The 26087-nt window shown below is 46.9% G+C and carries 25 protein-coding genes; 12 read left to right on the top strand and 13 right to left on the bottom strand.

The window, feature by feature from the left end:
• Nucleotides 1-306: 306 nt before the first annotated feature.
• Nucleotides 307-897, bottom strand: a complete 591-nt coding sequence (locus tag ACGCCZ_RS11445) for a YdcF family protein (RefSeq protein WP_411656089.1) — start codon at nucleotides 895-897, stop codon at nucleotides 307-309.
• A gap of 998 nt (nucleotides 898-1895) precedes the next feature.
• On the opposite strand from ACGCCZ_RS11445, the gene ACGCCZ_RS11440 reads away from it, so the two are divergent.
• Entirely contained in the window at nucleotides 1896-2207 is a 312-nt protein-coding gene (locus tag ACGCCZ_RS11440) for a hypothetical protein (protein WP_411656088.1), read from the top strand.
• Here ACGCCZ_RS11440 and ACGCCZ_RS11435 read toward each other — a convergent pair.
• Complete coding sequence (locus ACGCCZ_RS11435) at nucleotides 2204-5170, bottom strand: LCP family protein (protein WP_411656087.1); 2967 nt, start codon at nucleotides 5168-5170, stop codon at nucleotides 2204-2206. The two genes, ACGCCZ_RS11440 and ACGCCZ_RS11435, sit on opposite strands and share 4 nt — an antisense overlap.
• Complete coding sequence (locus tag ACGCCZ_RS11430) at nucleotides 5167-5637, bottom strand: sigma-70 family RNA polymerase sigma factor (RefSeq protein WP_082402253.1); 471 nt, start codon at nucleotides 5635-5637, stop codon at nucleotides 5167-5169. The genes ACGCCZ_RS11435 and ACGCCZ_RS11430 overlap by 4 nt, the downstream gene beginning before the upstream one ends.
• A 617-nt stretch (nucleotides 5638-6254) precedes the next feature.
• Between ACGCCZ_RS11430 and ACGCCZ_RS11425 the strand changes: the two genes are divergently transcribed.
• The 6 genes from ACGCCZ_RS11425 to ilvC all read left to right on the top strand — a co-directional run bounded on the left by ACGCCZ_RS11425 (nucleotide 6255) and on the right by ilvC (nucleotide 12612).
• Nucleotides 6255-7625 (top strand): CARDB domain-containing protein, encoded by a 1371-nt coding sequence (locus tag ACGCCZ_RS11425; RefSeq protein WP_411656086.1) that lies wholly within the window; start codon nucleotides 6255-6257, stop codon nucleotides 7623-7625.
• 12 nt (nucleotides 7626-7637) lie between these two features.
• Nucleotides 7638-8258, top strand: a complete 621-nt coding sequence (locus ACGCCZ_RS11420) for a hypothetical protein (protein WP_054324488.1) — start codon at nucleotides 7638-7640, stop codon at nucleotides 8256-8258.
• A gap of 271 nt (nucleotides 8259-8529) precedes the next feature.
• Complete coding sequence (locus ACGCCZ_RS11415; RefSeq protein WP_054324490.1) at nucleotides 8530-9135, top strand: hypothetical protein; 606 nt, start codon at nucleotides 8530-8532, stop codon at nucleotides 9133-9135.
• A gap of 223 nt (nucleotides 9136-9358) precedes the next feature.
• Complete coding sequence (gene ilvB, locus ACGCCZ_RS11410) at nucleotides 9359-10981, top strand: biosynthetic-type acetolactate synthase large subunit (protein WP_411656085.1); 1623 nt, start codon at nucleotides 9359-9361, stop codon at nucleotides 10979-10981.
• Between the two features lie 12 nt (nucleotides 10982-10993).
• Nucleotides 10994-11494 carry an acetolactate synthase small subunit gene (gene ilvN, locus ACGCCZ_RS11405; protein ID WP_054324491.1) on the top strand — a complete coding sequence of 167 codons (501 nt, stop codon included), beginning with the start codon at nucleotides 10994-10996 and terminating at the stop codon, nucleotides 11492-11494.
• Nucleotides 11495-11604: 110 nt separating this feature from the next.
• On the top strand, nucleotides 11605-12612 hold the full coding sequence (ilvC, locus tag ACGCCZ_RS11400; RefSeq protein ID WP_085534237.1) for a ketol-acid reductoisomerase: 1008 nt from the start codon (nucleotides 11605-11607) through the stop codon (nucleotides 12610-12612).
• A 752-nt stretch (nucleotides 12613-13364) separates the two neighbouring features.
• Here the strand turns inward: ilvC and ACGCCZ_RS11395 are convergent.
• Nucleotides 13365-14060: a YczE/YyaS/YitT family protein gene (locus ACGCCZ_RS11395; protein WP_054324492.1), complete on the bottom strand. Its 696-nt coding sequence runs from the start codon at nucleotides 14058-14060 to the stop codon at nucleotides 13365-13367.
• Nucleotides 14061-14299: 239 nt separating this feature from the next.
• On the opposite strand from ACGCCZ_RS11395, the gene ACGCCZ_RS11390 reads away from it, so the two are divergent.
• The 5 genes from ACGCCZ_RS11390 (at nucleotide 14300) to ACGCCZ_RS11370 (ending at nucleotide 18461) form a co-directional block, all read left to right on the top strand.
• Complete coding sequence (locus tag ACGCCZ_RS11390) at nucleotides 14300-14596, top strand: hypothetical protein (RefSeq protein ID WP_411656084.1); 297 nt, start codon at nucleotides 14300-14302, stop codon at nucleotides 14594-14596.
• Entirely contained in the window at nucleotides 14593-14838 is a 246-nt protein-coding gene (locus ACGCCZ_RS11385) for a hypothetical protein (protein WP_411656083.1), read from the top strand. The genes ACGCCZ_RS11390 and ACGCCZ_RS11385 overlap by 4 nt, the downstream gene beginning before the upstream one ends.
• A 5-nt stretch (nucleotides 14839-14843) precedes the next feature.
• Nucleotides 14844-15317 carry a hypothetical protein gene (locus tag ACGCCZ_RS11380; RefSeq protein WP_143255323.1) on the top strand — a complete coding sequence of 158 codons (474 nt, stop codon included), beginning with the start codon at nucleotides 14844-14846 and terminating at the stop codon, nucleotides 15315-15317.
• 263 nt (nucleotides 15318-15580) lie between these two features.
• Nucleotides 15581-17545 carry a DUF975 family protein gene (locus ACGCCZ_RS11375; RefSeq protein ID WP_411656082.1) on the top strand — a complete coding sequence of 655 codons (1965 nt, stop codon included), beginning with the start codon at nucleotides 15581-15583 and terminating at the stop codon, nucleotides 17543-17545.
• A 121-nt stretch (nucleotides 17546-17666) separates the two neighbouring features.
• Nucleotides 17667-18461 (top strand): DUF975 family protein, encoded by a 795-nt coding sequence (locus ACGCCZ_RS11370; protein ID WP_054324496.1) that lies wholly within the window; start codon nucleotides 17667-17669, stop codon nucleotides 18459-18461.
• 452 nt (nucleotides 18462-18913) lie between these two features.
• On the opposite strand, the gene ACGCCZ_RS11365 is transcribed toward ACGCCZ_RS11370, so the two are convergent.
• The 9 genes from ACGCCZ_RS11365 to ACGCCZ_RS11325 form a co-directional block, all read right to left on the bottom strand.
• The gene (locus tag ACGCCZ_RS11365) at nucleotides 18914-19765 is read right to left on the bottom strand and encodes a histidinol-phosphatase HisJ family protein (protein ID WP_054324497.1); all 852 of its coding nucleotides are present in this window, start codon (nucleotides 19763-19765) and stop codon (nucleotides 18914-18916) included.
• Between the two features lie 771 nt (nucleotides 19766-20536).
• Complete coding sequence (locus ACGCCZ_RS11360) at nucleotides 20537-21211, bottom strand: hypothetical protein (RefSeq protein ID WP_411656081.1); 675 nt, start codon at nucleotides 21209-21211, stop codon at nucleotides 20537-20539.
• A gap of 12 nt (nucleotides 21212-21223) precedes the next feature.
• On the bottom strand, nucleotides 21224-21628 hold the full coding sequence (locus ACGCCZ_RS11355; RefSeq protein ID WP_054324499.1) for a hypothetical protein: 405 nt from the start codon (nucleotides 21626-21628) through the stop codon (nucleotides 21224-21226).
• Between the two features lie 213 nt (nucleotides 21629-21841).
• Nucleotides 21842-22702, bottom strand: coding sequence for a CARDB domain-containing protein (locus ACGCCZ_RS11350; RefSeq protein WP_411656080.1), 861 nt, complete (start codon nucleotides 22700-22702; stop codon nucleotides 21842-21844).
• Between the two features lie 313 nt (nucleotides 22703-23015).
• Nucleotides 23016-23381, bottom strand: coding sequence for a VOC family protein (locus ACGCCZ_RS11345; RefSeq protein WP_411656079.1), 366 nt, complete (start codon nucleotides 23379-23381; stop codon nucleotides 23016-23018).
• A gap of 150 nt (nucleotides 23382-23531) precedes the next feature.
• The gene (locus ACGCCZ_RS11340) at nucleotides 23532-24443 is read right to left on the bottom strand and encodes a DUF4097 family beta strand repeat-containing protein (protein ID WP_054324501.1); all 912 of its coding nucleotides are present in this window, start codon (nucleotides 24441-24443) and stop codon (nucleotides 23532-23534) included.
• 5 nt (nucleotides 24444-24448) lie between these two features.
• Nucleotides 24449-25084 (bottom strand): permease prefix domain 1-containing protein, encoded by a 636-nt coding sequence (locus ACGCCZ_RS11335; RefSeq protein ID WP_411656078.1) that lies wholly within the window; start codon nucleotides 25082-25084, stop codon nucleotides 24449-24451.
• A 17-nt stretch (nucleotides 25085-25101) separates the two neighbouring features.
• Nucleotides 25102-25425, bottom strand: coding sequence for a PadR family transcriptional regulator (locus ACGCCZ_RS11330; RefSeq protein ID WP_054324504.1), 324 nt, complete (start codon nucleotides 25423-25425; stop codon nucleotides 25102-25104).
• A 329-nt stretch (nucleotides 25426-25754) separates the two neighbouring features.
• A partial coding sequence (locus tag ACGCCZ_RS11325) for a DegV family protein (protein WP_411656077.1) occupies nucleotides 25755-26087 on the bottom strand: 333 nt, incomplete at its 5' end.

The following is a 26087-nucleotide window of genomic DNA, read 5'->3' as shown; positions in this document are numbered from 1 at the left end:
TGTTATAGCGTCTGCTGACCGGTGTTATGCAGCCGATATTAACCAGAACGACTTCCATACTCGTGTGAGTTTTCGCATTTATCGTGAAACGCTTTCGCGTTTTCGTGCGCCCTTCAGCGGTCTGCTTTTATGCGCAAGATGCGGCAAAATTTGTGGCAAATTAAGGGAAATAAATCATACGAATTTTACTGGATTGTCGGCAGAATATGTTCCTTTTTATAAGAGATGATAGGTGAATAATATTCACATTAAATGTAGATTTTCATACAGGAAAAAGTTCATAATTATGCAGCAAAAGCCGTGTTTTTATGAAAGCCAAGGGAACAGATAAAATTTTGTCAGTGCAAGCAATTCGCGGCCGTAGCTGGCGGATAGGATCTGCCAGGGCGTTTTTGCCGGTACGGCGTATGCGGTTACCCTGTGTTCCTGCGCAATCTGTAGTGCGCGGAACATATGATAGCGCTCAGTGACAATGATGATAGTTGGGTTAAGCGATTGCGATTTGAGAATCTCACAGGTATATGCTAAATTTTCCTTTGTGTTGGTGCTTTGATCTTCCAAGTAGACACGCTCAGAAGAGATGCCGCGCTGTTCCAAGCCGCTGCGAATGGCCTCGGCTTCAGACCGCCATTCTTTTGCACCCAGTCCACCGCTGGCCACTGCAACGGTATCCGGATGGGCGTTCAGATAATCCGCAGCGGTATCGATGCGCGTCTGTAGTGCAGCGCTGCCGTCTTTACACCCCAAAATCACCACAGTGCCCTCCCCCGATGGGGCGGGGACTGGCCATAGCATACAGCCTGTCAAGAAAATTGCCCACGCGGCACAGATTGCCAGGCCTGTCCAACTGATTCTGCGGAAAAGGCGGAAAGCACGAGCGTGCTTTGAGCGCTCCATGCGGTTCCGCAGGGGTACATACCAGATACTGCCGGCTATCAGGAATAGGCTGAGAGAATTCCGCCCCCGTTCCCCACATGAAAGACGCCCCAAAATAGAGGAATACAAAACCATATACAAAGGCCGACCCCGGCCCCAAAAGCCGAGAAAGAGAGAACGCTTTCTCTGCAAGTCCTTTTCATGGGAAATCCTCCCGTATTGTCAAATAATAATTAAAAAATCATGTGAAAAATAAATTCCAATTCGATTTTGTGTTCTTGGTATAAAGCATTGAATATCAAGAGGCTAAAGATCATCTATACAATAGATATACACAGCCATAAACTTGCGTATCCTTTCGTCGCAATCACCTTGGAAAATGAGAAAACATAGGGGATTTGAATGATATTGTAACAGATTGCTTCAAGATGAGCCACACCGGCAAGCCGGAATTGTTGGAGAGGCAGGACGAGCAGCAGGCTTCGAGATTTGTACCATATTGCAAAAAGCACAAGGTTGAAACAGCAATATTCATCGCTGCTATTTGTATAGGGAGTCCTTGTGCCGGGGCGTATTGGAAAATACAGGAATTTTACAAACTGGTTAGGATAGTGCAAGTGATGCCCGTTCATCGAGAGAACGAGATCAAAGGTATCCGGGATGAGTATGGAACGGTTTAGCCAAGTGACGATACTTGATAAACGAAAGGTTCTCTTATTTTGGAAAATAGTTCTCTATTCGGTTCCCCTGATGAATAAAACTACATTTCGTTTCAATTACCCGAAAATTGGGAGAAAAATAAAAAGCCGCTGGGACATATCCGGAGCGATCAGGTCGGGCCTGTAAGCCACTTGCGTGCCTACAGGCCACCCCTTTGGACATGTCCAGCGGCTTTTTAAATAGGGATTACAGCCCCGTAACGATCGATGAAACTCTCTCCTTAGCCTAGTTTCTAACGAAAGGATACGATTCTACGCATGCAATGATCGGTAATTAGCAATTCCTTTTAGAACTAGCTTTTGAAAATCGATGGCAACTATGGTATTGGAATGATTATATCACAGGAAACAAATCAAACGGCCCTTTTTGAGAAAGAAGCGGCAGCAAGTTCGTTCAAATGGATGGATTTTGCCAGCACATGTCTTTTTTCTGCCCGAAAATCCTCTCCGTGGCTAATTTTCGATTCTTTACAAAGTATATACTTACAGGGCTTTCTCTTTCCCGAATGTTTTAATCGATCGGCGCTGGCTGCCGCTAAGGGCGGTAGATTTGAAAGGGTCGATTTTGGGACAGGGGAACGATCAGGGGACGGTGAGGAGCCGGTACCTTAAGGTGGTACGCTGGAATAACTCAGTCGGTAGGATGGCTGATTCGTAATCAGCCGATAGGGAATTGCATTGCCGTAGAACGTGTGATCACCCATCAAGGAGCCCATTCTGTCGATGGGGAGGAAGGGAGAAGGTTTGCTCTCAACCACAGGAGTGCCACTGATCGAGATACGCCAAGTTTGCCAGGGATAACCGGATGTATCGGAGAAGCCTCCGTCACCTGTGTAGTAAAGGTAGTCTCCTGTGAGGCACAGATTCCATATAGAACCAGCTGCAGGAAGGACTTGAATGGAGGCCTTTTTCTCTGTTTGAAGAGACAATGCCTTCAAGTCCACGCAGTATAACTGGCTGTTGGTAGAGAGATACATCGTGTCTCCCTGCACCCAAAGCGCCTCCACGCTGGGCGAGACTGCGGGGAGGTTGAGGATGGTTCCGTCGGGCTGTTCTGCCATCTGGGATGTTACCAAATCGGAGACATCGAACAGTGTGGCGTCCGTCCCATCTGCTGTTATACGGTGAATAGCACCGCTCGCTGCATAGTACAGGGTGGAACCATCCAGCACATATGGCTGGTCTTCCTCTGTGCCGTTGGAGAAGAGACAATCCAGGGTGTCGTCGTGGCACATAGCAATTTTTTTACTGCCGTCCGGCCCGGTTGCCTCTGTACGTACGAAGTAATAGAGTTTTCCATCCCCCCATTGTAATCCCAGCAGGTCGCCGTCCACACGGGGAAGCTGTGCCTCTGCGCCGAGGTTGGAACCATCCGTCACGGGACGTGTTTCACGCTGATAGATTTCACCACCACGCATATAGTAGAGATATGCATCCGTTACGATCAAGTCGCTGTGCGGCTGGTCATCCAAAGAGATCGGAATGGTCAGATTCCACTTGGATGGGAGGCAGTAAATACCTCCGTCGGACATATTAATATAGTATAAGTCTCCATGAAAGATATTTAGGTAGAGACACGGACCATCGGTCAGAGCGGTCTGTGTGTTGTGCTGTGCGTCCCAACGGTAAATGCGGTTGTTGTCCGCAAAGTTGATGTAATAAATACTACCGTCCTCTCCGTCCACAGCAATTCCGCCATTTGCCAAGTTTGCGTTGGAATTCCCAACGGTGGGAGAAATTCCATCCACCACATTTGGCTGCTGCTCCTCTGGCAGGTCGTCATAGAGGAATTCGGCAAGCCCTCTGGCACAGGTGGAGAGGTCGGCATAGAGAATATCGCTATCTGCGGCCTGGCCCGTAAAATTCATGGGAATCCGGCGGACATCCATCTCGATTGTTCGGTCTTGTTCGGAGTCCAGACCGGAAGGGATGGATTCAAAAAAAACGGTCAGTTGCTCATCGGTGAGATCTGTGTCGATGAGGTTGGTCAGTGAGCGGCGTTTTTCAGTATCCAACTGCCGCATCTGATGCAGAAGGGCACCCAAGACTTCTTCCTGCTTCATCATCAAATCGAGATTAGTAGAGATGCCAGCCTCCTCCCACAAATCCAAGTATTCAAAGACCTCTTGCCCAGTTAAAAGGGAGAAGTCAGGGGCTTGGGGATCGACGAAATAATGTTGACTGGTTGAGGGTAGAAGCGGTTCCGTTTCCAGTGGATGAAGCAAAGGGACCCCACCGCTTTCATTGATAACCTGTACGGCCTGTTCATAGTCCACACGAATATAGCCGTCAATTGCCACGCCAAAGGATTCCTCTACAGCCGTACGCAAAAGGGAGCCGCTACCGGCCTCCATGCCAACTTTCCCGATCGGTTGTTCTCCTGAGATGGGAACCTGAACGGCGAGTTCCGGCACAAAATTCACCAGACGGACAGCCTCGTCTGCGGAGTCTAAGGAAATCAACATCACGCAGTCCGCCGTGTTGTCCTTAGCGCCTACCCACAACAGAAGATTGGTTACCTGTGTATCGCGATAGAGGCCATCCTCACCGCGCACAACACCGCTTTGTTGTACAGCACTCCCGTAGACAAAGGCAATCAGCTCTTGCGAGAGCGTTCGCAGGTCGCTCGATTCCCCTCCAGACAAATCATCCGGGTCGTGGTCCGGTACATCGTGCGTAGAGAAGAAATTTCCTGGGAAAGTATCCATGGAAGAAAGGATGTCCAATACAGTTGGCAGGTTTAAATTGGTCCGCACCTTTGGAATCAGCGCCTCCAAGAGCTCAGAAGCGCTGGATGAATCCTCCCAAATCTGTTTTAGAATGGCCTCCGCCACCTTTTGTTGCCGGAGCATGCGGTCGTAATCGGAGCCTATGTGCAGGCGTCCAAAAAACAGCGCCTGTGGGCCGGTCAATGTGTACTCTCCTGCGGCAAAACCACCACCCAAAGAGATCTCTAAGGAACTGCTCAGGGCAAAGTAACGAGCTTCTTCTTCGGAAAGCTCCAAGGTTACGCCGCCCATGGCGTCAATGGCAGCTTCTACAGCACTGGAATCCATCCAGATATAGCCATCCACAGCCAGACCAAAATTCTGTTGAATCAGTGAAACGGCTTCGTCCCCATTTTCTTCCTTTTGGAAGAGGGCGGAGAGAATTTGTTCTGTATTGTCTGCTGCCTTGACCTTTAAACTGGGGAGAAAACTGCTGAGTTTAAGGCCTCCATTTCGATGATCGATCGAGAGAAGCATCAACGCATTGCCGTCACCGTTGTCATCCGTGCACAGGCACAGAATATTTTTGATCTGACTGTCGCGATAGAGCCCATCGCTGCCGAGGATGGCGCCCTCATTGGAGGACGGCACACTGGAAGTGCTTTCGATCGGTTGCAAGACGCGCTGTAAAGTGGGTACGCCGAGCCCAAAGAGGACGATCAGGCAGGCTGCTAATGCAGCGGGGACCAGCCAGCGCGGCCGTACGCGCCGGGGTTCGTCATGTCCTTCCAGAGTGTGTATCAGGCGATCGCGGAAAGCTTGGTCCGCGTGCAGCTTCCGATAGGCGGATTGGTATTCCTGCTTCATACGATTTCCTCCTTTAAGGCTTTCGCCAGCAATGCACGCGCACGGCTGAGACGGGACGAAACCGTATTAGGCCGGCTGTGCAGGATATCTGCGATCTCTTTGGTGGAGTAGCCCTCAAAATAATATAAGTGGACCACTGCGCGATATTTGACCGGAAGGGCGGCAACCGCAGTGACCACTTCGAGCTCTGCGCTATCCAATGCAGGAATCCCTTCGTCTAAATCCGCTCGTTTTCGGAACCATGCGGAAGCCAGATGGTTTTTACAGTGATTGATGGTCACGCGGAGCAGCCAGGCCTTTTCGTGCTCCTCGCTTTGGAAGGTAGGCGCTTTTTCGATGTATTTCAGGAGGACTTCCTGCACGGCGTCCTCCGCTTCCGCTCGATTATTCAGTTGAGAATATGCTACGCGCAGCAGCATAGTGGCGTATTCGTCCACCACGCGCTCAATTTCTGCGTTCGTTCGCACGTCCTTCACCCCTCTCACCTATAATACCACCGAGGAAGGGATTTCCTTGCAAATGGGAAAAATTTACGGGTATTTATACCGTTTCATAGATCTCTGGCCAGGATTTATCAAAGGAGGCCACCACGGCGGAAATCTGCGATGCGCTTGATGTTTTACTCTATAGGAAGGGCCTGTAACAAAATACGAACCGCCGCGGAATGGATTTCTGCGGCGGTTTGTTTTTATTAAATGTATTGAGCATACAGTTGTTCTTATTAGATTTGAGGAAGAGTCAATAAACTATCAGAAAAATATATTAGTAGTCAAAAGTGAGAAAATATCACATAATTATTTTTTGAAAAATTGTCCACGTTTGAGTAGGGAATATCGTTATTAATATATAGATTTTTTGAGGAGGCGAGTCCAGTGGAACTTTTAAATAGTTTGAGACAGTATAAGGAGGAATTAAAAAATGAGAAAAAATGTTTCGCAAAAGATAATGGCCTGGCTCGTATGCGCCGTATTTATGCTTGCCATAACTGGGCAGGTGTTTGCGGAAAACGCGGGGAAATCCGATCAAATTCACGAGGGGAATCCGTCAGACCAGCCAAGAGCCAGAGCTCGAAAATTCTGCGAAAATGGTTGATTTTTCTGTTTCTGAAGAGGAACTGTCAGAAGAGTTGTATGAAGAGGCACTTCCTAACTTGGATGAGACAACCATTCAAGAATGGGAGGGCGGCGTAAAGGATTCTTACCATTTGCAGGCTTATACGGCAAATACTACGGGGACGGATTTGGCAGTTTTAAATCTTCGAGCGCCAAATAACACGGAGCCGTTCCCGAATATGACCAGTGTCCAAATTTCAGCTGACATTGTAAATCGCGGTTCTACCCAGATTACGGGTTTTCATTATTCTGTATATATGGATGGAAACTTGATGACCTCAAAAGCAGTCAGTGTTACCATGAATCCCAATAATGCCGTTACACTGAATTTGAACTTTACCAGTAAAGTCGGTGGAACACATACTGTGTTGGTGTCGGTTTGGCTCCCCGATGGGGTAACAGAGACCAGTACAGCAAACAATACAGTAAGCCGGTCTTTTCGGTGGGAAGATTGTGTTTCCCTGCGTGTGTTATCTTTGGAATCTCCGGAAGGCGATGTGTTAGAGTCCAATACGAATCATGAATTTGAGGCGCGAATCGCTAATTTAGGGACTTTACCTGCTGAAGATGTTCCTGTACAGATTTTAAATACTGGTAGAGAAATTGGTACCACAAACATTGATTTTCCAGCGGGAAAAATTGCAAACTTGTCCATCCAACTTAATTTTGACAGGCAGCAGGAAGTCAATTTGGGCATAGTAGTCGATCCGAATCAGGTTAGCGGAGACATTGATCCATCGGACAATAGCGCTGCAAGAATGATTGAGATTACGTATGATTTAGAAGACTGGGCAGGGAGATGGGAGGATGCCAGTCGTTTAGAGGTCCAAGTTCATCAATCGGTAGTGGAATATTGTAAACAGGAAGGCGCTATTTCATCCACGCAACTTACACAAGCAATCCAAGCTTGGAATGGGATTAGCGATAATGTTTCCTTTGATAAAGTTCGTTATAGTCCTACGGAAGGAGATGACTACATGATGGAACAGGTTCCTTTACATGTTTTTACCTATGAAGATCCTAACATCCATGTCTTAGGAAGGACACGGGTGTTTAAAAAAGATGTTTTGTCAGATATAACTGTAGAAGTATTGCCTGAGAATCTTTTTACTGATGAAAGTAACTATGTGGAAGCGAGAATTTATCTAAATACACCTACGCTAATTAATCAGGGAGAAAAGGGACAGAAAAAAACGGTGACGCACGAATTCGGACACGCGTTAGGTCTTGCGCATCCTACGTGTAAAGATAAAGCAATTATGTGGCAAACAGGGGATAAAGACTATGTATCGTATGAAATTACGGGACATGATGAGTATAATATCTGTAAAAAATATGGATAAGGAGGATTTTTCATGAAAAGATACGGACGGTTTTTGGTAGGGTTGCTTTTTGTTGCAACGCTCTTTTCAGCCTGTGCTCCCAAGGATATAAATACGAAAATTTCTACAATGAGCGTTCAGGTGGACACATCGTTCGATGCACAGACATTGGAAGAATTGGAGTCTCAAGCCAAGTACATCGTGCAGGGTAAATTTCAAGATGATGCAACTGAAGATTTGCAAAGTGAAGCCGGGATTGTTCTCTATGGCGCGACGGTTTCCTCCTTTGAAATTACCAAAGTGTATAAGGGGGATTTCGAGGTAGGCGACGTCATAAGGATTGCCGAGCAGTATTATGTGGAAGATCAGGATGGTCAACAGACGTTGGTTCATTATGGGAACTATATGCCGTCGGATGTAGGGCGCGAATACCTGATGTTCTTTGACAATCCTCCGGAAAACAGCGAGCGGTGGAAAGATACGTACACGCCGCTGTGCCTGGATCGGGGCCGGTATCCAGTGATAAATGCCAAGATGCGTTCGGTAGCTGATGTAGACAACATGACCAACGAAGAGCTGAATCTGGATACAGGGGATTCCTCCATTTACCGGCAGTTTTACAAAGATGTGATCGAGAAATATATGAGCGAATAACGCAGCTTACAGCCCGGCGGAGGAACCATCCGCCGGGCGTTTTTTGAAAGATGTTCTATTCTTTGCTGCATCCCCTTATAATTCTTCACACAGTTCTCTTGGGGAAACCGATAATACATGGATTTGGACATGCGCTAGGCCTAGCGCATCCTACATGTGGAGATAAGGCGATCATGTGGCAAACGAAAGATTCGGACTATGTGTCGCATGAGATTACAGAGCACGACGAATATAACATGATTCATAAATATGAGAAGTAGGGGGGATTTTCATGAAGAAATGTATATCGGTTATCATGATGGTGCTATTTGTAACCGCAGCATGTTCTGGTTGCGGCCAGAAAATGCAAACGAGGAGTATTCAAGAAGACCTGCTCTTTGATGCGGGGTCTTTGGAAGAACTGGAGGACTTGTCCAAACAGATTGTACAGGGAAAGTTCTATGACGATCCAAGAGAGGATTTACAAGGGGATGAAAGTATAACGCTCTATGGCGCGACGATTTCCTCCTTTGAAATTACCAAAGTGTATAAAGGCGATTTTGAAGTGGGGGATGTCATTCAAGTAGGTGAGGAATATTACATCGATGAGTCCGACGGCCAAAAGACGCTTGTACATTTTGGAAATTATCTTCCCTCAGAAGTGGGCAAGGAGTACCTGATGTTCTTTGACAATCCTCCGAAAAACAGCAAACGTTGGAAAGATACGTATACTCCTATTTGCGGAGAAAAGGGGCGGTACCCGGTGGTAGCCCCCGGGACGTGTTCGGCGGCCGACGTAGACAACATGACCAACGAAGAACTGAATCTGGATACAGGGGATTCTTCCTTTTACCGGCATCTTTACAAAGATGTGATCGAGAAATATATGAGCGAATAACGCAGCTTGCAGCCCGGCGGATGAACCATCCGCCGGGCATTTTTTGAAGAATGTTCCATTCCTCGCTGTATTTCCCAACAGGAATCCTTCACACCTTTCTCTTGACGGAAAAACCGAACAATACTATAATAAGTTAAATAATAAAAGCGACAAGAAATGCGAATGCTGCCGCCGGGAACTGGCCGGCGTTGGATGCAGTTTTGTATAGAGAAGGAGTGGCCCTATGATTAGCGGAGCGGAAATCATGGTGAAATGCCTGCAAAACGAAGGCGTTTCCTATTTGTTCGGTTATCCGGGTGCAGCGATCTGCCCTTTCTACGATTATATCACCAAAACAGATATAAAGCATGTGTTGGTGCGGCAGGAACAGAATGCTGCGCATATGGCCAACGGCTATGCCCGTGCCAGCGGCAAGCCGGGCGTTTGCGTTGCGATTTCCGGCCCCGGCGCCACCAATTTGATTACTGGTATTGCGACGGCCTACATGGATTCCATACCGCTGATTGCGATTACCGGGCAGGTGAATTCCTGGCTGTTGGGGCGCGATGTGTTCCAGGAGGCGGACATCACGGGCGCCTGTCAGCCGTTCACAAAGCATTCGTATCTGGTGAAGGATGCGGCGAGTTTGCCCCGCATCTTTAAAGAAGCGTTTCACATTGCAACGACGGGCCGCCCGGGGCCTGTATTGATCGACGTCCCCACGGACATTCAGCTTCAGGAGGTGGAGTCGTTCAACTATCCCGCAAAGGCGGATATTATTGGATATAAGCCCCGCACACAGGGGCACCCGATGCAGATCAAAAAGGCGTTACAGGCCATTAAAGAGGCAGAACGTCCGGTGATTTGCTGTGGCGGCGGGGTCGTGTCGGCCGGTGCGCGCGAGGAAATGATCGCGTTTGCCCGCAACAGTGGAATTCCGGTGGCTGCCACGATGATGGGCATCGGCGTTATGCCGATGGACAGCCCTTATTATCTGGGGATGATCGGTTCGCACGGCCGCACCAGCGCCAATAAGGCCATGAGCGAGGCGGACCTGGTGATTCTATGCGGCGCACGTGTGGGCGACCGTGCGGTTGCGGCGCCGGAGAGTTTGGCGGAAAAGGCCAAGATTATCCACATCGACATTGATCCGGCAGAAATCGGAAAAAATATGACGGCCCACATTCCGATTGTGGGAGACATCCGTTTGGTGCTCTCGGACTTGGCGGCAAAGGTGGAGAACACTGTGTCGCAGGAATGGATTGACCGGGTGTTTGGATTAAAGGCGAAATATCCGCCGCGCGGCGAAGCGCGAGAGGACTGCGTGGAGCCGCGGGTGTTCATCCGGGATCTCTCTGAGATGATGAAGGATGACGCAATTCTGGTTGCGGATGTCGGACAGAACCAGATCTGGGCTGCGCGCAATTTCAATGTGAAAGAGGGCCGGTTCCTGACCTCCGGCGGTTTAGGAACCATGGGGTATTCCGTACCTGCGGCTATCGGCGCGAAGATCGCCAAACCCCACCGGCAGGTGGCGGCAGTCTGCGGCGACGGTTCGTTCCAGATGTGTATGTGCGAGTTGGGCACGTTGATTCAAAACGATGTGGATGTCAAGATCATTGTGATGGAAAACCAGCGCCTCGGCATGGTGCGTGAATTCCAGGATAAGTTGTATGGTTGCCGGCACATTGGGACAATTTTGGAGAACGGCAACCCAGATTTTGTCAAGCTCGCAGAGTCCTACGGCATCGAGGCGGCGCGCGCAGAGAATAATGCGCAGGCCAAAGAGCTGGCTCAACACATGCTACAAAGCAACCGGGCGTTTATCCTGGTGTGCAACGTCGATCCGGAAACACCATCCATATAAGGAGGGACCGCCATGCAATATACCATTTCGATTCTGGTAGAGAACCAGCCCGGCGTGCTGTACAAGGTTTCCGGCCTGTTTGCGCGCCGTGGATTCAATATAGACAGCCTCGCCGTGGGTGAGACAGAGGATCACACGATTTCCCGCATTACGATTGTTGTCAACGGCGACGAGCACATTGTAGAACAGGTGGAAAAACAGTTGAACAAGGTGATTCCGGTCATTAAAGTGCGTGTGCTTCAGCCGGGTTCCTTCTACAGCTGTTATCTGTCGCTGATTAAGGTGAGTAGTAATGCACAACAGCGCGCGGAGGTCATGAAGATCGCAGAGCTGATGAATGCGCAGATCGTGGACGTTGCCACGGACTGCCTGACCCTACAATTTACCGACAGTGTGGAGCGCACCGAGACACTGATTAGCCTTTTAAAGCCATATGGCATCAAAGAGATCGTGCGCGCAGGCGCGCTTGCGATTGAAAAGGGGTCCGCTGTGGCCCGCCGTAAGGGAAACTGACAGTTGATAGTCTGCCAGGCCGTAACCGGCCTGTTCCAAACTTCTGCCGGGTCCATCCCCCGGTAGCCAAATAAATTTATTGCCGGCGAACGGCAAGGAGGAAATGTATTATGCCAAAGATTTATTATGAAGCCGATTGCGACATCAACGTTCTGAAGGGCAAAAAAGTTGCGATTATCGGTTACGGCAGCCAGGGACATGCGCATGCGCTGAACTTGAAGGAAAGCGGCGTCGATGTTGTTGTCGGTCTGTATGAGGGCAGCAAAAGCCGTGAGAGAGCAGAAAAGGCTGGCTTAACGGTTATGACCGTTCCGGAGGCCACCAAGGCGTCCGACGTGATTATGATCCTGATCCCGGACGAGCGCCAAGCGGATATGTATAAGAAGGACATCGAGCCGTACCTGACCGAGGGAAAAGCACTGGCTTTTGCACATGGCTTTAACATCCATTTCGGCCAGATCGTTCCGCCGAAGAATGTCGACGTATTTATGATTGCCCCGAAGGCGCCGGGCCACACGGTCCGCAGCGAGTTCCAGGAGGGGAAGGGAACGCCGTGCTTGGTGGCTGTGTATCAGGATGCCTCCGGCCATTGCCTGGACATCGCCTTGGCTTATGGTGCCGGACTGGGCGGCGCACGTGCGGCCATTATGGAGACCACCTTTAAGATTGAGACGGAAACAGACCTGTTCGGCGAGCAGTGCGTCCTCTGCGGCGGCGTCTGCGCGTTGATGAAGGCGGGTTTTGAGACGTTGGTCGAGGCGGGCTATGCGCCGGAGAACGCGTACTTTGAGTGCATCCATGAGATGAAGCTGATCGTCGATCTGATCTACAGCGGCGGCTTCTCCATGATGCGTTATTCGATCTCCGATACCGCGGAGTATGGCGATTATGAGATTGGCAAGCGCATCATCACGGAGGACACCAAGAAAGAAATGAAGAAGGTTCTCTCCGAGATTCAGGACGGCACTTTTGCTAGCCGTTGGATTGCCGAGAACAAGAACGGACGTGCACATTTCAATGCATGCCGTCGCATTGAGGCATCTCACCAGCTCGAGGCTGTGGGCAAGGAGTTGCGCAAGATGTATTCTTGGAACAGCGAGAATAAGTACGCTGACTAAGCGCTAGGCTTCGATACATATGTCCAACCCCTGAGCCTGTAGAAAGCAGGTAGTGGACGTTAGATAGGAGAGAACCGTTTTTGACGATTCACATTTCTATTTAGAGACTATATAGGATTGTTGGAGGGGACGTCCGCTGCATTGTTTAGACAAAGGGCGGTCGTTCCCGATCAATTGAAAAGCGCAAGCGCTGTACAGAGCAGCTGTCTACACATAAATAAAGCAAGGGCGCCCTGATTTGGCCAGTCGGCCGGGAGATAGGGCGCCCTATTTGTATTCTATTTCATATGTTGTGTGTTTGATAACAAAATGACCGGCACCAATGGACAGCAGTTCATGGAAGTATATTAAAATTAGAAGATAAAAAGAACCAAGCCGTGCGGGCGAAGCTATTTGGGACAGCCATTTTATAAAGAAGGATTTGTTCCAAAAGTATATGGATAAAGAGGAAACTCTCATAAATCAATCCATGCCCCTGGAGACGCCTGTGGGACCAACGGAGAACAATCTGCCAAGTAGATACCCTTTAATTGGATATAGCATAGTTCGCAGATGAAAGCTACCATGATAGTCAGCTGAATTTGTCTACAAAGGTAAGTAAGGCAGATTATCCAGATAATTCCTGCATACATTTGCCTATATTTATAGGAAAATGCGGCGAACCAACCTGATTCTTTCAAACCGTGCAAGCCTTTCGATCGCCCATCATGTAAAAACACATCGAACTTGCCAGGGTGGCCTTCGTTCCCTCTTTAGGCACTTTCTTGAACGGGAGAGCGATTGGAACCCGTGCCTTTTCCTGTTTGACCTAACATGGGTTCTGCGAGGTGTGTGCGGAAAAACTGGATCAGCGGGCCGGTCAAAAAGGCGGTGATAATGGTGCCGATACCCACAATCGCCGAGAGTTCATTCTGTGCAATCAGGCAGAAAATCGTGCCAACGGCTACACAGACAACATCCGTTGTAATGCGTGCCCAGCGGAACGCAATGCGGTTCTTGATCGCTTTCAAAAGAACATAAGCGGCTGCGTCATATGGAGCAATGCCAAGATCTGCAGCCATATATATGCTGGCGCCTGCACAGGTCATCACAGTGCCGAGAAGGAGTAGAACCACGCGCAAAGCAAGCGGGAATTCCAATCCTGCTTGTTGCGCCAGCCAACAGACAAAGTCTGCAAGGTATCCCACGAACACCATATTGATGACGGTACCCAACCCGATACAGGAGCGAATGGTAAAAAACACCACACCAAGTAGAAGGATGTTTGCGATCAGCTGCCAATTGCCGAAACTCATATGTAAAAACCCACTGATCCCCATATTCATACAGGAAAAGGGGTCTACGCCAAATGCGGCTAGGCGGAAGAGTCCCACACTGATACCGATCAAGAGGATACCGACGACCATCATCATTGCCCGGCGTCCTAATCGTTTTTTAGATGGATTCATAGCGAAATTTCCTTTCATTAAAACGCAATATTTATTTCATAAGAAAATGTTCGTGCTCATTTTATACAGAGCGGAGATGGAAGTCAAGAGAGTTTGTGACAAAGTTATTCGGTAATTTTTGGATAAAAAAGTAAATCTCACACGTGTATAACAAAGAAAGTGCCGTATGACGCGACCCGTGACAGAACCCTCAAAAGTGTGTTATAATGGACGGGGATAAACGTGGGGATGTGAAAAATATGAGGTTTTTAGCATACCATGGAACAGATCGGGAACGGGCGAAAAAGATATTAGATCATTCATTTCTGGTGAAAGCAAACGATGAACATTGGCTGGGAAATGGGGTATACTTTTATTTGGATCGCTCGTTGGCGCAGTGGTGGACGACGAGGCCGACCAAAAAATTTGGAGAAGAGGTACACGAACCGGCGGTTTTGGAATGTGCCATTGAGACCGCGGGTTTCACACTGGACTTGCGCAAGTTGGACGACTACCGGTGGTTTGTAGAGGAGTACGCGCAGGTGATCGCCTATTGACAGAGAAAATGCGTGTGGAGCGGAATAGCTTTAAAAGGCTCCGTTGCGCATTTTGTGATTATCTGCATAAACAATATCATTTGGATCTGATGATAGGGACTTTTCACTTGCCAGAGCAACCCTATTTAGATTTCAAGCGTACGCCGGACTTTGACCAATTGCAACTTTCTTACGTAGAAACACAGGTCTGCGTGTTTAACCAGGAGACCATTGTCAGTAAGCGGCTGATTGAGAAAGAGTGAATACAATGATTAAGCATAAGAAAGTAAATCGAGAGCTTTTACAAAAAACGTTGGGGGAAAATGGGATTAAAGCGACCCCTACAGTCCGTTCCGGTCAGACGGCGAAACTCGTCATGACCGGCGAGGATGGAAAGGTTTATGAGGTGAATAAAGATCTGACGGTCGTCCGTGTTCAGGATGAAATGCCCGCAAGGCCCCTTTTGAAGACACATTCCCAATCTCCCGCAGATCGGAGTGCCGTGCAGATCCGGAAGGCGGCAATGCGTACCAGCAAATATGAAGCGGTACACCAGAGCATCGCAAGACACAACGAGGCTTGGAAAAATCAACAGCGCCAGCTGGAAAAAGAGGCGTTGTTAGTGGCGACAACCCGCGCGGTGCGGGGCGTTGTCGCTGTCACAGAAAAGGCTGAGGGGAAGTTTTCCCGCATAGCGCGGATAGAGCGCAGGCGGTTAAAGCTGAAAGATGTAAAAGGCTGACGAGAAGTTGCCGCATTCGGTAAAGAAATCACCGGATGCGGCATTTTGGTTGTCTATTCCCATTTCAATAGGCATACCCATAAGCAAGGCTTCCTTTATTAGGCCATTTGAAGGCGGATATTCGTTCTTGCGAATCCGGTCGAAAGCGTTTATAATGAATTTATCATTGTGGTTATTTAGGCGAAAAAAGAATTTTGCCATTTCGTTTTAAAGGGCGCCGGGGCGGTGTGTAACCGGGGAAAGGCGAATAGGAGGGCTTAGTTATGTGGGATCGCAGGATTTTAAAGTCCAATGCAAAGACTGCTTTGCGCGGACGTTATTGGTTGGCTTTTGCCGTAGCGTTGGTTGCGTGTATTTTGGCTGGCCATCTGTTCACGGGAGGGATGAATCCCTGGAGTTTGGGCCAGGTCGAAGATGCCGCGTCGCGGGTGGAACAGCAAATCGATGGTTATGACGATTCATATTACTACGACTATTACGGCGATTATATGGACCCGTGGGAGGACCCCTATTACAGTTATCCGTATGGACATAATTTTGGACCAGGCTACCATGAGCCATATGAGTACTACGATGACCATGTATGGGATGATTTTGGACCGTATGGTGGAGCAATTGTCTCTGTATTGTTGTTAATTGGTGTGCTTGCCTTTGGCTTTGGGACAGCTTTTCGTGTTTTTGTCAGCAATCCGGTTGATATGGGTAAGTGTCGTTATTTTGTGCACAACCGCTTTGGGGATAGCCGGTTTGAACATCTTTTTAGCGCTTTTCGAGCAGGATACCTTACTGCTACAGGAGCGATGTTTACCACCGATTTGCTCATCGACTTGTGGCTTTATATCTTGTTTGTGATTGTAATCGTCAGTTTGATTGCGATTCTGAATGGCGTTTATATGATGGTGCTGTTGATGATGTTGAGCTTGCTGCTGCTAATTCCTTATGTAATCAAATCGTATCAGTACGGCTTTGTAAAGTACTTATTGGCAGATAATCCGCAGCTCAAGGGGACACGTGCGCGCCAACTCAGCACGATGCTTACAAATGGGGAAAAGGGTTCCATCTTTGTTCTCGATCTGTCTTTTATTGGTTGGTATTTGCTCGGTGCACTTTGTTTAGGGTTGGGCCACCTGTTTGTAAATCCCTATTATGAGGCCACGAGAGCAGAGTTATATATTTTTCTGCGAGAGAGGGCAATCCAGAACGGTCTGATCGATCCAAGGGAATTAAATCTTTATACGAACCCGCCGATACCGCCTTATGGGATGCCACCCCAACAGAAGGATACCACCTACGTGATGTACCAGAAAACGTCACAGGCAGGCCCCAATTCTCCATATGGAACTGTGCCGCCTGTTTACCCAGGTTCATCTGTTCCAACCCAGGGACCTGTACAGGGATATACGCCTAATGGGGTATTTCAAGGAGCCTCTCAGAATCCGTTTGACCGGCCGCAGGCCCCTTATGGGAGGAACGCTTCCCCATATCCGGGAAATTTGGTTCCCCCGCCGCCACCGTACGGCGTGCCGTCTTCGGAATCCCAGGCGGCCCAGCCGCCGGTTCCGGGAAGCAGGGAGTCGTTCGGAAATATGGGTGCGCCGGTGCCGCCCATGACGCATACGGATGTGCCGGATATAGCGCAAAATCCAGTTTCTCCGCCGTCCCCATACGGCGTGCCGTCGCCGGAATCCCAGGCGGCCCAGCCGCCGGTTCCGGGAAGCAGGGAGTCGTTCGGAAATACGGGCGCGCCGGATATAGCGCAAAATCCAGTTTCTCCGCCGTCCCCATACGGCGTGCCGTCGCCGGAATCCCAGGCGGCCCAGCCGCCGGTTCCGGGAAGCAGGGAGTCGTTCGGAAATACGGGCGCGCCGGTGCCGCCCATGACGCATACGGATGTGCCGGATATAGCGCAAAATCCGGTTCCTCCTCCGCCACCATACGGCGTGCCGTCGCCGGAATCCCAGGCGGCCCAACCGCCGGTTCCGGGAAGCGGGGAATCGTTCGGAAATACAGGCGCGCCGGTGAACCCGGCGGAGCATGTAAATACCCAGATGGATACCCAAAATGTGGTCGATGTATCAGAAGGAGCGAAAGGAACCAGTTCAGATACATCCGCACCGGAGAGCCCCTTGCCTTCGGGGACGAGTGTGCCGGAGTCCGTGCAGGAGGGCAAAAGTAGATCTGGAGAGCCTTACTCGCATGGAGAGCCGCCTACACCGACTGCTCTTTAAAGGAACATATTTCCTGAGAAAAGTATCGGGATATTTCAGAGTATTATAGACTCTAGGAAAGGTTTTCCACAAGGATAGAGAGACAACGGGAGAATTTCATGGAGAAAGAAGAGGATGCGTTATGTGGAGCAGACAAATTCTAAAATCCAATGCAAAGATTGCTCTGACGGGACGTTACTGGCGGGCATTCGTGGTGGCTTTACTGGCGGGACTGTTGACAGGGATTGCGAATTTGGGAGATACAATCAGCAATTTTCTAAATCAATATGATTCTTATCAATCGCTGTTCCGTTCCTATGATGCTGCTTATCCCCAGATTGTTTTCTTGGATGTTCTTCGCACGTGGGTGGTTCCGCTGACCGTCTTCGGTTTGCTGCTCTCCATCTTTGTGATAAATATTCTTCGAATTGGTGAAGCACGTTATTTTGTGCAGAATCATTTTGGTGAGACACACGTTGAGACCCTGTTCAGTGGATTCCGGAACGGATATGGAAATTCTGTTGTTGCAATGTTTGTCACAGATCTGTTTATTTTTCTGTGGTCGCTGTTGCTGCTGATTCCGGGAATCTATAAGACGTATCAGTATTATATGGTGCCGTATATCCTGTCCGATAATCCCAATATTCCAGGAGCGCGTGCGCGGTCGATTAGCCGGGCGATGACGGATGGTGAAAAGTTAAACATTTTTTTATTGGAGTTATCCTTTATAGGGTGGTATCTACTGGGCGGACTTTGCTTGGGAATTGGTGTTTTCTTTGTGAATCCTTATTACGAGGCGACCAAAGCCGAGCTGTACATTTATCTTAGAGACCGCGCTATACAGACCGGAATGGTTCAACCGGAAGAACTGGGTCTAGTATTTCATACCCCAGGAGGGGAAAATCCATTTGGCCCGCCGCCTTCTGTTTTTATGTAAGAGAATACGAATAGACCGGTTTTCCAAATAGGGGATAGGACGGAAGAGAGAACATCCGGCATAAAATAGACAATAGAGATCCTAAGATGGACTGCCGTGTCGGCATATACCGAATACAGGCAAGTGAAGCAGATCGTAAAGATGGACCGCCGAGACACGGTAGGATGCGCGGGCGGCCATATACGAATGAACCGTTGTATAGAAGTAAAAACGATAAGTTGGTTACTCAAAAACGGTAGGATGGCCCCTACTGCGGATATATAAAGGAGTCTTTTTTCGCTAATAATTTGGATGCTTCTATAATTCCGATAGATTAAATAGACTTAAAAGTCCGACTGCAAGTACTAAAAAATCAGCGGAGGATATTCCTTTATCTGTTAAGATAAGAATTGAAATACTAATAATAAACAAAAACGTATTGCATACAGATAAAATTTTTATCTGTAATTCTTTTATAACTTATGAAATATAGGCTTCATTTGATCGAAAGTACAGTATTCATCAAACCCTATTTGTTTTAATATGGATTTAGCTTCATTAATATAAGCACCTAAATGATCCTTTCTATGAGAATCACTACCAATAGTAATGATTTTTCCACCTAGTTTTTTATACAGCTTTAATATATCTCTGCTGGGCGTTGTATCCTTTAATCCATATCGATGGCTTGATGTATTTATTTCAATTCCTTTACCATCTTCAATAGCTATCTTTAATATCTCAGTGATTAAAGGTTTAATTTTATTAAAAGGGTATTTACCCTTTAAATCATATCGAGATATTAAGTCCAAATGTCCTAGCACGCTATAGTTTTTATATCTTTTGATGACATCTAGAATTTCTTGATAATATTCCATATTATATTCATCTTGAGTTTTATTTTTTTGAAAGTCCTGTGTCCATAATTCTAAATTTTTTACTTGATGGATAGATAAGATAATAAAATCGAAAGAATACCTTGAAAATAATTCATTATATTTATCGATTGTGTGCGTTTGGACTCCAAACTCTAATCCCAATTTTAAATTAATTAAGTTGCCATATTTCTTTTTTAGATATTTATACTTTTCATAGTACTTTGGATAATTAACATTAGCGACATACATGAATTCTGGCTCTCCAGGTCCCCCTGGTCTTTGTTTCATACTTTCGGGTTTATCCCAATCATCTTTAATACCATAATCAACGTGATCTGTAAAACATAGTTCTTTAATATCCATATCAATAGCATCTTTAACTACGTCTTCCATATCGTATGACGAATCATCACTAAATTCTGTATGGACATGGTAATCCGCTTTCATTTTTATCATCTCCTCTTTAAATAATTCAAATAGTTAAGGTTATCCAGAAAAGGAATGTTATACAACCTTATCCACACTATAATGATAACGAATTATTTTTGTAAAAACAATAACAATATCGACTTATAATATAACTATACCGACCAAAAGGAGATAGACATATATTTGGCAATTTAAAATAGCCGAGGGTTTTCAAATTTAGTTATTAAATTATGCGGGATGATTAACCCCACGATTTTAAGTCGTTTTCTATTTTTATAAGTTAAGTTTCTGTTCGATTTTATAAATTTCGTTTTGTCTTTACATTCATTAAGTCATGCCACTTTTAGCATTGTCTTTTCTGCTTTTGAAAAGCAACGTATTAGCTTGTGGTTTGTAATGGGTGCTATTCAGCGTTGCTTAGACACAGACCCTTGACAAAGTATAGACTAATATGTTTTAAGGTAATCTAGCAGAAATGAAATAGCCTGCTGTTTCATATCATGGAAGAACGACACTCTATATCAAGTGTCGTTCTTCCATGATATAATTTAGTATAATTCATTACATAAGGCTTTTTCATTTTTTATAATTTTCTTCTTTTTAGCCGTTTTGCTGATAAATACTGCGTTTAAACGAATATTTCCGGTTTTCGATCTTTTTTAGGAACGCAGACATTTTTCCAACCAGAAAGAGGATACTCCTTTCCTATGAATCTAAAAAATCCGTAATTTAGAAGCGCCCTCTTTGTTTGCGCGGAATAATCAGAATACGGAACTGGGGAAACTCTCGCTACTTCATAAAACGATTCATGACCTGCCGGTAGGCTTTTTTATAATCGGTAGCATCCCCTTCACCTAAATTTAATTCTTCGTTTGCCATGCCGTCCATGTCCGGATCGGAAAAAAGACTGGTAGGTAAGACGAGGTAGCGACCATATTCGCGCCACAATGGGAAATACGTTTCCCCGTACTCTTTATAGTCCGAAGGCTCATCAAAAAAGAACAGGTATTCTTCACCCGGTTTGGATGGGGCATACAGGATGGGAGTGCCCACATCCATTTTGATGGTGTCAACGCCGTATAAATCCACCACACAATAAGGTTCGGCTACTTGAATTTGGTCGCCGACTTGAAGATTCCCTTGAATTACTTCTGTAATTTCCAGAGTGGTGAGGGTATGCGCGCTGAGGACGGTCCTCTTTTCTGGCGCTGGAATATAACCCAAATCCGCCACTTCATCCAAATAAGTAATCGTGCCTTCCGCATCGTCCAGAAATTTTCCTTTGACAATGAATATGCATTTTTCCGGCATTTCCTCAACTGTTTCGGGAATTCCCAATCGATAGTAGTATTCTACCTTACCTGTGGAAAGCACAGCTGAAATCGGCAGAGACTCTGAGAACGACAGGAACAAAACGTAGAGAGCAGCAGGACAAAGGAAATGAACAAGAATCCACCGTTTCATAAAAATACCTCCTCAATATTTTTGATTTAAATTGTAGACGTCATGACCTTCAATATCAAAGGAAACCAGGGAATCCCCCGTAGTTCGCATGACCGCCGTGTCCTTACATGCTTCAGGATGCGCTAATCCAAGAACATGTCCGATCTCATGTGTAAGCGTCCTCATTTGATACGCCTCTGGGAAGGTAGACAGGGTATCGTAATTTAAGACCACCAATGCGCGGACATAGGGCCTCTTATCGGTATATACGTCGCTGTCCGGAATTTCTTCTGAACCATCTGTGTCCCGATAGAGATACGTATACCCTAGGTTTCCATTATGGCCGCCGTTCTCAGCGACAACGATCATTTGGGCGTCGGGCATGGTGCCATAGTTGTCAATCGGATATTGGAAACATTGGAATGGATGCCATTCCATTCGCGGATGGTGTTGGCAGCCTGAGCACTGCTCATCGTGTTGTCCGCATTAAAAAATTGTAATGCTAAACTATGAAATTGAACGGTAAGTTGCTTTGCATTACTCCACTTTCCTGCAAAAACTTCTGTATCATGAGAAACAATGCTTTACAGGATGCCGTATTATCATAAGGGGTTATATCGGTAGATGGAATAACCGGGTGAACTGTCCGTTTTAGAGGATAGGTTCCTTTTCGATTAAAAGGATATGGGGATGGACCAGGTATATCTGTTTCATAGAGCCAATCGTAGCAGACATATATTTTTTCCCTTCCCCATAGTCCAGGATAAGCTGCATTTCCTGGGTGGGTAAATTTCCGGTATTTGTTACAACCATTAATAGATCGTGCGTTTCACAGCTTTCAAACGCATTATCGCCGTCGAAACGTAATCCAGCAGCCAGAGCGATACAGTCCTGCCATCCGCCGGTGGAAATGCTGGTATTGTTATTATCATTAGACTCGGCAATCGTACGGCTTTCGTTCAATATCCTTTTGATGGTATGTATTCCGCCAAGAATATTTATACGAAAGAAAAAGGAGCCTTTGCGCCCGGCATCCAATGTTCCTTCCAACGTAAACGTTCCTTTCGGAACGTTGTCCAGGTAAAGTGAAACGGTAGGATTTATAGCGGCGGCGGAACCAATATTTTTGATTTCGATTGTATATTTTACATCGGTATTGCTGGGATATGGTAACGACTTATCGATGGTCAATGTTCCAAAGGTTAGGTCTGGTAAAGAAGCCCGTGTAGGAAAAGCGGTCTTCCAATCTTCAATTTGCCTCTCGTCCGATAAGAGAAAACAAAGTCCTGTATCGTTATTTCCGGAATCTTTTATAACAGGTTCGTTGATGACTTCAATATGTACCTCGGGTTCATCCAAAACGGCCTTTTCTGAGCAAACCGGTTCTCCCACCTCGATAGTTGCTGCCAGTTTTTCTTCTGTACCGTTTAAAAAAGAAATAGAATTTTTTTCGGCAAAGGCAGAGGTTGTCATAGGGAAGGCAATCAGAGCACATAAGAGAAGCAGTGACAATCCTTTTTAAAATGGACGCACATAATTGTTCTTCAAAAAATAAAAGATTTTTAACTGGATTTTACAACAATACATCTACAATAAATAGTATCAGCTGATATAAATAAAGTAAATTTGCAGTTTGCATAAATATATGTAAAATATTTTCGCCTTGAAATATATATAGTTAATATTTTATATTATATAATTTTTCTAGATTATTAAACTTTAAAACATTGGAATCGTTTTGCATGTATTATTTCGATTGCCCCCGCATGGCCGTTATATAAGAAGGAGCCTGCCCTATTTAAGGGCAGGCTCCTCTCTGTTTGGCTCAACGGTCCAAGATTTCAATCCAGTAACCGTCGGGGTCATTGATGAAATAGAGATCCATTTCACGGTTTTCGAAACAGATACATCCCATTTCCTCGTGCAGGGCATGTGCTGCTGCTTTATCCTCTACCTGCACAGCCAGGTGAATCTCATTGTCCCCGAGGTTATAGGGTTGGCTGCGGTCACGCAGCCAGGTCAACTCCAATTCAAACGGTGTGACGCCGTCTGAGAGATAGACAAGAATAAAGGAGCCGTCTGGCGCTTCCATCCGGCGGCATTCCTTTAAGCCAAGCGCCCTGTCGTAGAAAGCCAGGCTCTTTTGCAGATCAAAGACATTCCGGTTGACATGTAAAAAGGTGGACTTCACAATCCATTCCTCCCATTCCTTAATTTCTCTCTAAGCATGCCATGATTTTGATAAATTATGATTCCTAATTCGAACAAATTGGGATAATCCTCGGCGCAAGGTGTCGAACGCATTTAAAAGAAAGGGCGGGTTCAGAAAAATGGTTTTTCGTTAGGCATAGAGTAAGCAAGCATCGCCGCTTGTGGTGTTCAACTGGATTTTCGCACTTCCGTCCTTATAGCGATAGGTATCGCCGCCGTGAAAGTCCGGAAAGGCACAGATGAAATCGCCGGTCGAACTGTTTAGCTGGGCAGTAAAACCATCATTTTCCGGAATAAAAAGCACAACGTCACCGGAAGTAGACTGGATCGCCGCTTCCGTAATCATCTGGCTGGTCCGCAGAGAGATATCGCCCGATGTGCTGGTGGCCTGAATGCGGGCGAAACTGCCGGAGGCCTGTATATCGCCGCTAGTGGTCTGTGAAATAAGTTGTTTGACCGTGACATCGCGGCAGAGCAAATCGCCACTGTTAGAAGAAAAATCCAGCTTTTCGAAGTCCCCTCCCAGGCTTACATCCCCGGAGTTGGTATGTACAACAAGCTCCTTTACTTCCAAGGGTTGGAAAAAGATGTCGCCGCCTGTGGTGTCCAATTGAAGTGTTTCATAGATCTGTTCCGGCAGATAAACCTCCAGGTCCGAGCCGATGGAGAATGGAAAAGGCCCAATCGGCAGGCCCGCGACGGTTTTGCCGTTGGAAACGACCAGGGCGTCATCCTCGATGGATGCCTGAAAGAACTGGTCCTCCGGCGTGTTTTTCACAGCCTTCTGTACAATTTTTATCTCTTTACCGCTGGTGGAAAAAACCGATACATCGCCGCCCTTCCAATCGAGTGCCAGCGTTTGGATTGGTTCAGTAAATGTTTGCTCATGGACCTGTTGATAGGTGGAATGGTTGCTCCAACCAAAGTGGAGGGAGAGTCCCGTCCAGCCGCCATTGTACCACAGATAACCAAACAGCGCGGTAAAGAGCAACAGTACGGCACTCCAAACCCCAATATAAATTTTTGCGGTTGTTCGGCTCATTTCGTTTACCTCCTGAGGGCAAAGATACCTTTGATAATGTTTTCTACTGCGCCAGCCATGATAAAGAGAATCCAAGAAAAGCTCCAAATTCGGAAGATAAAGCTGACGAGCAAATAAATTGCAACCACAATGCTCCAATAAGCCCCTTTAAACGCATTCAATGCATCGCGTTGGCGGCCATTTTTGACGTGCCATTCCTTAAATTCTTCCACAATGGTATCGTCTGCACGGGAATAATGTGGCTTCGTCATGCCATTGTAAATGAGCAGTCCTGTCGCCGCAGCGATAAAAAGGAACATTCCTCCAATCCCCCATGTTCCAGGGAATAGGATCACTAGAAACGGGCTCATGATATACAGGGCAACGGCAATTGCCGTACATAATGCACGTATGCGGGATTCATGCGCTGGAACCGGTTCAAGAGGGGAGGGGCCCCGCGCGCTGTCAATCAGCTCATCGATATCGCCAATACTCCGGATGACCGCATTATATGCGTCCTCTTCAGACATCCCCTGGCGGACGCGGTCGTTATACTTTTCAACGAGATTGGAGAATAATTCTTCGCGGAGATCCTCCATCCGGCGCGTTTTGGGAGAATTTGCAAAAGCATGTTCCAAATAGACACGAATACGGTCAATCATAGGTGGTAGTCTTCCTTTCACAAAATCAATTTGTCGATCAGGTCCTTCGTGTGCGCCCATTCTGCGATAGCGGCCTGATACTGGGCACGCCCTTCTTCTGTAATGGTGTAATAACGACGCCGGGCGCCTGTTGTCTCATCTCCCCAATAAGAGAGAATGAGCCCCGCCTGTTCCAGCCGCCGGAAGGCCGTATAAAGAGTGGCCTCCTTGAGCTCATACTGATTGCCGGTCTTTTCTTGGACCGCCTTGTTGATTTCATACCCATAGCTGTCCTTTTCGATCAGCTGCCTTAAAATAATTGTGTCCGTGTGCCCGCGGATCATGTCGGCTGTGATGGACAATCCAGTTCACATCCTTTCTGAGTTATAATATAATACAATATACCTCGCCTGTCAAGGTATGTTAAAAATAAAAACTTTCGTAGGGTTCATATGGTCAGGCATTGCAATAAAAGATCCTCAGTAAAGCCGAAGAGTCGTTTATCGAAAAACCCATACTGGTCATTAGACCAGTATGGGTTTTTCGATAAACGGAGAGGATGGGCCCAAAATCATGAAATGACTTAAGGATACTCTCGTTTTTTAAATACCGCTATTTTTGCTTAAAGAAAGGATTTCACTTTCCTATAAATCGAAAGATTCGTAACTTTAGGACGCCCTCCAAAACCAGTTTATTTGGTAAGGAAGAGAACTCCCAATGTATTGGGTCCACAGTGGCAGGAGATGGTACAGCTGGCCCTTGTGACGCAGATTTCTCGGAAATCTGCAACTTCCTGTATCGTATTGCGGACCAGATCAATATACTTCTCAGAGATGCCAGAATGGGTGATAAAGACCCGATCCAGCACCAGGTCTGCCCGGTCCGCCAACTTGTCCCGCGTATATTGAGGCAGGACTTTTTCCAGATTTCCACGGTATTTTTTGCCCACATTCATGGCGCCACCGCGCAAATTGTTTACCTCAATACAGGGTTTTAAACGCAATAAATTGGCGCCGAGTGCCGT

It is taken from the genome of Anaeromassilibacillus sp. SJQ-1 (assembly GCF_046693725.1).
Lineage (GTDB): Bacteria > Bacillota > Clostridia > Oscillospirales > Acutalibacteraceae > Anaeromassilibacillus.
The sequence above is the reverse complement of the archived record's forward strand: the minus strand, read 5'-3'. Positions and strand labels throughout refer to the sequence as shown.

Bases quoted from the DNA above. Each gene is read 5' to 3' on its own strand.
- ilvC (WP_085534237.1), top strand. From the start codon at position 11,605: ATGCCAAAGATTTATTATGAAGCCGATTGCGACATCAACGTTCTGAAG.
- ACGCCZ_RS11435 (WP_411656087.1), bottom strand. From the start codon at position 5,170: ATGAAGCAGGAATACCAATCCGCCTATCGGAAGCTGCACGCGGACCAA.
- ilvN (WP_054324491.1), top strand. From the start codon at position 10,994: ATGCAATATACCATTTCGATTCTGGTAGAGAACCAGCCCGGCGTGCTG.
- ACGCCZ_RS11340 (WP_054324501.1), bottom strand. From the start codon at position 24,443: ATGAGCCGAACAACCGCAAAAATTTATATTGGGGTTTGGAGTGCCGTA.
- ACGCCZ_RS11390 (WP_411656084.1), top strand. From the start codon at position 14,300: ATGAGGTTTTTAGCATACCATGGAACAGATCGGGAACGGGCGAAAAAG.
- ACGCCZ_RS11420 (WP_054324488.1), top strand. From the start codon at position 7,638: ATGAAAAGATACGGACGGTTTTTGGTAGGGTTGCTTTTTGTTGCAACG.
- ACGCCZ_RS11355 (WP_054324499.1), bottom strand. From the start codon at position 21,628: ATGGAATGGCATCCATTCCAATGTTTCCAATATCCGATTGACAACTAT.
- ACGCCZ_RS11370 (WP_054324496.1), top strand. From the start codon at position 17,667: ATGTGGAGCAGACAAATTCTAAAATCCAATGCAAAGATTGCTCTGACG.
- ACGCCZ_RS11415 (WP_054324490.1), top strand. From the start codon at position 8,530: ATGAAGAAATGTATATCGGTTATCATGATGGTGCTATTTGTAACCGCA.
- ACGCCZ_RS11380 (WP_143255323.1), top strand. From the start codon at position 14,844: ATGATTAAGCATAAGAAAGTAAATCGAGAGCTTTTACAAAAAACGTTG.
- ACGCCZ_RS11335 (WP_411656078.1), bottom strand. From the start codon at position 25,084: ATGATTGACCGTATTCGTGTCTATTTGGAACATGCTTTTGCAAATTCT.
- ACGCCZ_RS11425 (WP_411656086.1), top strand. From the start codon at position 6,255: ATGGTTGATTTTTCTGTTTCTGAAGAGGAACTGTCAGAAGAGTTGTAT.
- ACGCCZ_RS11395 (WP_054324492.1), bottom strand. From the start codon at position 14,060: ATGAATCCATCTAAAAAACGATTAGGACGCCGGGCAATGATGATGGTC.
- ACGCCZ_RS11375 (WP_411656082.1), top strand. From the start codon at position 15,581: ATGTGGGATCGCAGGATTTTAAAGTCCAATGCAAAGACTGCTTTGCGC.
- ilvB (WP_411656085.1), top strand. From the start codon at position 9,359: ATGATTAGCGGAGCGGAAATCATGGTGAAATGCCTGCAAAACGAAGGC.
- ACGCCZ_RS11445 (WP_411656089.1), bottom strand. From the start codon at position 897: ATGGAGCGCTCAAAGCACGCTCGTGCTTTCCGCCTTTTCCGCAGAATC.
- ACGCCZ_RS11360 (WP_411656081.1), bottom strand. From the start codon at position 21,211: ATGAAACGGTGGATTCTTGTTCATTTCCTTTGTCCTGCTGCTCTCTAC.
- ACGCCZ_RS11365 (WP_054324497.1), bottom strand. From the start codon at position 19,765: ATGAAAGCGGATTACCATGTCCATACAGAATTTAGTGATGATTCGTCA.